This is a genomic window from Brachybacterium sp. SYSU DS0246, assembly GCF_059391765.1.
The window spans coordinates 104,721-111,290 of record NZ_JBZXYT010000012.1; the positions used below are offsets into that span (position 1 = coordinate 104,721).

Consider the following 6,570-nt stretch of genomic DNA (forward strand, 5'->3'; position numbering starts at 1 on the left):
ACTCACCGGCGCCGCGTGGTGCGCGCCGTGGCCGGGGCCTCCCACGGATCCTCGGGCCACGGATGCTTGGGGTAGCGCCCGCGCATCTCCTTGCGCACCTCCCGGTAGGGGCCGTCCCAGAAGGAGCGCAGGTCATCGGTGATCGCGAGCGGGCGGCGCGCCGGGGAGAGCAGATGGAACAGCACCGGCACCCGCCCGCGCACCAGGCGGGGGGTCTCGGCCAGCCCGAACAGCTCCTGCAGCTTCACCGCGACCACGGGCCGGCCGTCCTCGGCCTCGGGCGGCGGGTACTCGATCCGGGCGGTCGAGCCCGACGGGACGGCGAGGCGCTCGGGGGCCAGATCATCGAGCTCGGAGGCCTCCGGCCACGGCAGCAGCAGCCGCAGGCCGCTGGTGACATCGATAGCGGAGAGCCTGGTGGTGCGCGCGGAGACCTGCGGCGCGAGCCACGTCTCCAGCCGTGCCAGCAGAGACTTCTCGTCCATGGCGGGCCACGGATCGCCCAGCTCGCGGCGCACCAGCGCCAGCCGCGCCCGCAGCCGCCCTGCGGACTCCGACGCCTCCAGCGCCTCCAGGCCTCTGGAGCGCACGTGGTCCAGGACAGCGGGGACGGCGTCCTCAGCCGTGGCCGTCACCGGGGTGGAGGCCAGCTCGATCGCGCCCAGCCGGCGGCGCCGGCGGGCCCGGACGGTGCCGGAGTCGAGGGTCGCGGAGCGCTCGGTGACCAGCAAGTCCGCTCCGGCGGCGAGGGCATCCTCCTCGGTCAGCGGGGCGGCGGTGCGGATCACGGCCCCGGTCCCGTCGGCCGCGCGGCCGTCGGCCCGCTGGACCTCCCACACCGCCAGCCAGTCGCTTCCCAGCAGGCCGCTGCCCTCGGGCAGTGCGGCGCGGGTGCCGGAGGCGAGCAGGTACGAGCGAGAACCCTCCGCGATCCGGCGGGCAAGGCGCTCGGGACGGGCGAGGGCCAGCACTGCGCCGGCCTTCTCGGCGGGCGAGACGCCCGTGAACGAGGGCACCGGCTCGCCGTCGGCCGCAGGGGTGCGCGCCTCGCGGGCGATCCGGGCCAGCCGGTCCCGTTCCCGCGCCCAGCGATCGGCGCCGGGCGCGCGGCCGGAGCGCAGCTCCTGCAGCAGACGGGGGAGGTCCGCGCCGACGGGACGGTGGTCGTCGGAGACCGCGGCGACGATCTCGGCAGCGTGCCGCGCGGCGTCCCGCCCGGGCAGCGCACGAGCCCCGTCGAGCAGTGCCCGCGCCTCGCGCACCCCGATCGGCAGCCGCGCCACCCGTCGGCCCCGTGCCGTCGGGCGGCCGTCGTCCTCGACCAGGCCGAGAGCGTGCAGCGTCGACTCCGCGGCGGCGATCTCGGCGGGTGGCGGGGGAGTCAGCAGCGGCAGGCCCTCGCCGCGCGGGGTGCCCCAGCAGGCCAGCCACAGGGCGGCATCGGTGAGGTCGGTGCTGGTGATCTCCGGCGGGGACTGGGCGGGCATCCCGGCCAGGTCCGACTCGGCGAAGACCCGCACCGCGCGTCCCGGTCCGAGCCGCGCGGCGCGGCCGGCCCGCTGATCGGCGGCTGCGCGGGAGGCGCTGACAGTGACCAGGCCCGTCATGTCCCGGCCCCGGTCCCGGCGCACCTCGCGCGAGAGGCCCGCATCGACCACCAGGTGGACGCCCGGCACGGTCAGGGAGCTCTCCGCGATCGAGGTGGAGACCACGATCCGGGGCGGCTCGCCGGGGCGCCGGCCACCGGTGGCGCGGTCCTGCGCAGCGGCCGGCAGCCGACCGTGCAGCGCCAGCACCTCGACCTCGTCCCCGCCGCCGTGGCCGATGAGCCCCTCGAGCCGCGAGACCAGCTCGTCGACCTCGCGGGCGCCCGGGACGAACACCAGCGCGTCGGCCCCGGAACCGGCCTGGGCTCTCACGGCCGTGCGGGCCAGATGATCGAGGTAATCGCGGGTGACGCCGCGCGCGTCCAGCCGCGGCGCAGGGGAGGGGGCGTACTCCACGCTGAGCGGGTGCAGGGCGCTGGGGACATCGACCACAGCGGCGCCATCGAGCACCCCGGCCACCGCCTGCGCGTCGAGCGTCGCGGACATCGCGCCGACCAGCAGATCCTCCCGCAGCTGCCGGGCCTCGGAGAGCATGCCCAGCAGCAGGTCGGTCTCCAAGGAGCGCTCGTGGACCTCGTCGAGCACGACGGCGGCGACCCCGGGCAGCTCGGGCTCGGCCAGCAGGCGCCGCAGCAGCACGCCCGGGGTCAGCAGCTCCAGCCGGGTCGCCTCGCCCACCTGCCGCTGGCCGCGCACGGTGAAGCCGACGGGTCCGCCCGGTGCGCTGCCGTCCAGCGACGCGATCCGCCGGGCCGCGGCGCGCACGGCGACCCGCCGCGGCTGGGTGACCAGGGTGAGGCCGCCGGACCGGTTCGCCACCAGCGGCGGAACCAGCGTCGTCTTGCCGGTGCCCGGCGGGGCGGTGACGACCATCGCCCCGGTGCGTGCGGCCGCCTCGAGCTCGGCACGGGCCCCGGTGACCGGGAGGCCGGCGCCGATGCTCTGGAGGTCGAAGCGGTGCGGGGAGGGCGTCACGTGGGCGGTCAGTCGATGAGGTCGAACTCGACCTGCTCCGTGTCGCTGCAGACGCTGGTCACCGCGATCGTCCACAGGTCGATCGTGACGGTCTCGCCGAGAGTGATGTCCTCGACAGGTCGCGGCTCGCCGTCGCCGACGGCCGCGGTGAGCTGGGCGTCGTCCCCCTCGATCCCGGTGAGCTCGATGGTCACGGATTCACCGGCCCGCTCGGGCAGCTCGGGCGTGGCGGCGGTGCCGACCTCTGCGAGGTAGGTGCCCTCGCCGTTGCAGGCCGCGGGCGGCTCGAAGCCGTCCGGGGCCGGGGTGACGGGGTAGGCCTCGACGGGGATGGCGGCTTCCGTCTGCCCGCCGCCGTCGGAGGCCGCGGAGCCACCGTCGGACGCCGAACCGCCATCGGAGGCGGAGCCGCCGCCGTCGGACGCCGCCGGAGGATCCTCGGGTGCCGGGCCCTCCCCACCGCTGCATCCCGCCGCGAACAGCGAGAAGGCGAGCAGAGCCCCGGCGAGACGGGCGCGGGACGAACGGGACGACGTGGCGCTGGTGGGCACGCGTGCACCTCCGGGGAGCGATCCTGGCTGACGGCGCCCACGCTACTGGACCGCCCAGCGCATGCCACCATCTGGGGGTGGGAAGCGCCGCCGACCGGGGCAGGCGCCCGACACGGTCACCGGAGAGGAGGACAGCGGACATGGGCCAGAAGAAGAGGCCGCCGCGCCCGACGCCGCCGACTCCGAAACCGCCGACTCCGAAACCGCCGACCCCGAAGGCGCCGACCCCGAAGGCGCTGCGCGGGCTGAAGGACCCCGCCCGCACGGTGCGGCCCGTCGACTACACCGCCATCGGTCGCCGCGACCCCGAACCTCGTCGCGACCCTGCACCGCGCCGGGCCCCCGAGCCCCGCCGCAGGCCCCGGACCATCGAGCCGCCCCGCCAGGCCCCTTCGCCGCCACCGGACGCCGTCCACACCCTCCGGGCCGAGGACCCGCGGCCGCTGCCGCGCCCGCTGCGGATCGCGGAGGAGGACATCCGCAGCGTCGGCATCCGGGACATCACCACCGAACGCATCGTCCACGTGGTCGCCGACCCCGAGGACGCCTGGACGGCCGACGCCGGCACCAGCGACCACTTCCTGCGCGGGGACCTGGTGGTCCAGGTGCGGCGCGCCGACAACGCCGTGATCGGCGTGTTCAGCGCCCGGTACGCGCTCTCGGTGCGCCCCGAGGACTACGAGCCGGCCCTGGACATCGCCGAGGAGGCCGCCGGTCCCGGCGCGCGCGGCGGCAAGGGCACGCGCCACCCCACGACGCGGCGGGAGCTGCTGCGGCGGATGGAAGCGGCCGGATTCGTGGTCACGCCCGGCGCGGGGCACGGGCGGGTGAGCCATCCGGATCATCCGGGCCTGTTCGTCCCCTTCGCCTCGACCCCGTCGGACCGCCGCTTCACGCGGCACGCCGTGGCCCAGATCCGGCGCGTGTTCGGGATCGACCTGCGGCGCTAGGACTCTGCAGGGATCCCGGAGAAGAAAGTGCCCCGGCCCGTCCCCACGGGCCGGGGCCATCCCTTTCCCCCGCGTCCCGGACGAGCGGAATCCGCCTCCTCCTCAGTCAGCGGGTTCCTCCGGTGACGCGTTGGGAACGAGTACACACCCCCTCCTGGAAAATGCACTGCAACAGCGCTGTTCATTCCCTGGGAGGGGCGCTGGCCTGCACACTCAGGGAGACGTGACCGAGGGCGCGCAGCAGCTGGACCAGCCGATCGAAGCCGATCGTGCCGGCCACCACACGCAGCACCACCACGTCGTGGGAGGGGGCGTCCTCGTCGTCGTCCGCGCCGCGCATGGAGGTCACGTCGTCCCGCGCGATCTGCGCCATCGGTTCGGCGTAGCGCATCAGCAGATCCACGTCGGTCGGCATCTCCCACCCCTCCAGGGTGCGCAGCAGATCGTCCAGGGCGCGCCGGGGGATCGAATCGACATCCGGCCAGCCCAGGCGCTCCAGCACGACGGCCACGGACGGGTGCTCGGGACGCTGTGACGCCGCCTCCAGCGCCTCCGGTGCTGCGCCGAGCGCGATCGCCTGGGCCTCCTCGAGGGCGTCGATCAGCGGGCGATCGGGGTCATCGAGCATCGCGGTCAGCCGGCGGATGCGGACGATGGGTGCATCGGCCACCTCCCGGAGCACCTGGATCAGCTGCAGGCGCTCGAGGTGGCGGGGACCGTACTCCTGCCGGGTGGCGGTCACGCGCTCGCCGGCGGGCAGCAGGCCCTCGCGCCGGTAGTACTTGATCGACGCCGCGCTGCAGCCGCTCACGGCCGCGAGCTCCTGCAGGAACATTCCTCTGCCCGCCTATGGATAGTGGGATCAGCGGCGACTATCTTGATGGCGCCGCGTTGGATAGCCACACTATCGTGAGCGTCGTGGACACTCTCACCCCGGTCATCGCCGTGCACGCCGTCGCCGCCCTGTACGTGCTCCTGCTCGGCCCGCTGCAGATCCTGCGGCGGCGCCGCGACCGGGCCCACCGCATGCTCGGCACGTCCTGGGTGGTCGCGATGGTGGTCGTGTGCGTCTCGAGCTTCGGCATCATGGACGACGGCTTCTCGTGGCTGCACGGGCTGTCGATCTGGACGCTCATCTGCCTGGTGCTGGCGATCGGCGCGATCCGCCTGCACAACGTCCCCACCCACCGCGGGTTCATGGTCGGCTCCTACCTGGGCACACTCGGCGCATTCGCCTTCGCGGCCCTGGTGCCCAGCCGGCTGATCCCGCACCTGCTGCGCAGCGAACCGCTCGTGGTCGCCGCGACGGTGCTCGCGGTAGCCGCGGTGGTCGCCCTGTTCGCGGCGCTGACGATCCGCAGCGCGCCGGCGAAGCCGACGCCGCGCCCGAAGGTCACCGCAGCCTGACCTCTCAGACGTCGATCTCGATCTCCTCGCCGCCGGTGGCGACGTAGTCCGAGAAGCCAACCGAGGTGATCGTCGTTCCCTCCGAGACGTCGGCGTACAGGAGCACGGACAGCGTCTCGCCCGGGGGGACCGTCTCGGCAGCGTCGGCCGTGAAGCCGTAGGCCACGGGATGCGGGGTGCCCGCGTCGTCGTAGAGCGTGAAGGCGGAGGGACTCAGCGAGAGGTCCTCGTCGGCCTCGTTGACCACCTCCACCGTGACCCCGAAGAACGTGCCGTTCATCGGCTCCTGGGCGCCGTCGGCAGTCTCGACCGTCGGCACCTCTCCGCTGTCCGTGACGCTCAGCGAGACGGTGGGCTCGGCACTGGGCTCCTCCGACGGTTCGGTGGTCGGGTCCTCCGTCGGCTCGGTCGTCGAATCCACGGAGGGCTCATCCGTGGGCTCGTCGGTCGACTCGGTGGCGGTCGTCGGCCCGTCCGTCGGCCCGTCCGTCGGCTCGCGCTGGAGCAGCCAGAACCCACCTCCGGCGAGGACGATCAGCACGAGCGCGAGCAGCAGGCAGCCGCACCCGAGCGCGATGTACAGCGGGGTGCGTCTCTTGGCGGGCGGCGAGCTCGGCATGCCGTAGGGGCTGCTCAACGGAGGACCTCCGGTGTGGGGCGTGAGGAATCGGGCGACTCGGGCTCACGCTATCTGGCCGGCACCACCGGGGCCATGGGGAGGAGTCCCCACCGGGAGGCGCCGCAAGCCGAATCAGGGCGGGTCGTCGAGGGGAAATATGCACCCGTGCGCGGAACGCGTGGTTGACTGTGCGCCACGCATCACCCATCGAGACGACGCCCCGACGGGCGGACCGAGACGTCCCCGACCTCGATCCGCAGGTCGGGACCGGAGGAGTCGAGAGCATTGCTCAATCGATTGCACGACGCCCTGCACCTGCGCACATCGCCGGTGATCTTCTTCAGCTCGGCGGCGATCATCATCGCCTTCGTGCTCGGGACGATCCTGTTCACCGATCCGCTCGGTGCCGCGACGTCGGCGGCGTCGACGTGGCTGATGACGAACCTCGGCTGGTTCTACAT

The 6,570-nt window shown here is 74.0% G+C and carries 6 protein-coding genes; 2 read left to right on the forward strand and 4 right to left on the reverse strand.

Annotation, left to right across the window (positions count from 1 at the left end; genetic code table 11):
* Positions 1-2 precede the first annotated feature (2 nt).
* Positions 3-2,582, reverse strand: a complete 2,580-nt coding sequence (hrpB, locus tag AC5020_RS08015) for an ATP-dependent helicase HrpB (RefSeq protein ID WP_464987881.1) — start codon at positions 2,580-2,582, stop codon at positions 3-5.
* Between the two features lie 8 nt (positions 2,583-2,590).
* Positions 2,591-3,133 carry a hypothetical protein gene (locus AC5020_RS08020; protein ID WP_464987882.1) on the reverse strand — a complete coding sequence of 181 codons (543 nt, stop codon included), beginning with the start codon at positions 3,131-3,133 and terminating at the stop codon, positions 2,591-2,593.
* Positions 3,134-3,273: 140 nt separating this feature from the next.
* Here AC5020_RS08020 and AC5020_RS08025 point away from each other — a divergent pair, with 140 nt between their 5' ends.
* Positions 3,274-4,083 (forward strand): hypothetical protein, encoded by an 810-nt coding sequence (locus AC5020_RS08025; protein ID WP_464987883.1) that lies wholly within the window; start codon positions 3,274-3,276, stop codon positions 4,081-4,083.
* 181 nt (positions 4,084-4,264) lie between these two features.
* On the opposite strand, the gene AC5020_RS08030 is transcribed toward AC5020_RS08025, so the two are convergent.
* Complete coding sequence (locus tag AC5020_RS08030) at positions 4,265-4,894, reverse strand: MerR family transcriptional regulator (RefSeq protein WP_494564407.1); 630 nt, start codon at positions 4,892-4,894, stop codon at positions 4,265-4,267.
* A gap of 107 nt (positions 4,895-5,001) precedes the next feature.
* Here AC5020_RS08030 and AC5020_RS08035 point away from each other — a divergent pair, with 107 nt between their 5' ends.
* Positions 5,002-5,490: a DUF2306 domain-containing protein gene (locus tag AC5020_RS08035; RefSeq protein WP_464987885.1), complete on the forward strand. Its 489-nt coding sequence runs from the start codon at positions 5,002-5,004 to the stop codon at positions 5,488-5,490.
* Positions 5,491-5,494: 4 nt separating this feature from the next.
* Here the strand turns inward: AC5020_RS08035 and AC5020_RS08040 are convergent, their stop codons facing one another.
* Entirely contained in the window at positions 5,495-6,127 is a 633-nt protein-coding gene (locus tag AC5020_RS08040; protein WP_464987886.1) for a DUF4352 domain-containing protein, read from the reverse strand.
* Between the last annotated feature and the right edge of the window lie 443 nt (positions 6,128-6,570).

Coding starts and splice junctions, on each gene's coding strand:
- AC5020_RS08025 (WP_464987883.1), top strand. CDS start 3,274: ATGGGCCAGAAGAAGAGGCCGCCGCGCCCGACGCCGCCGACTCCGAAA.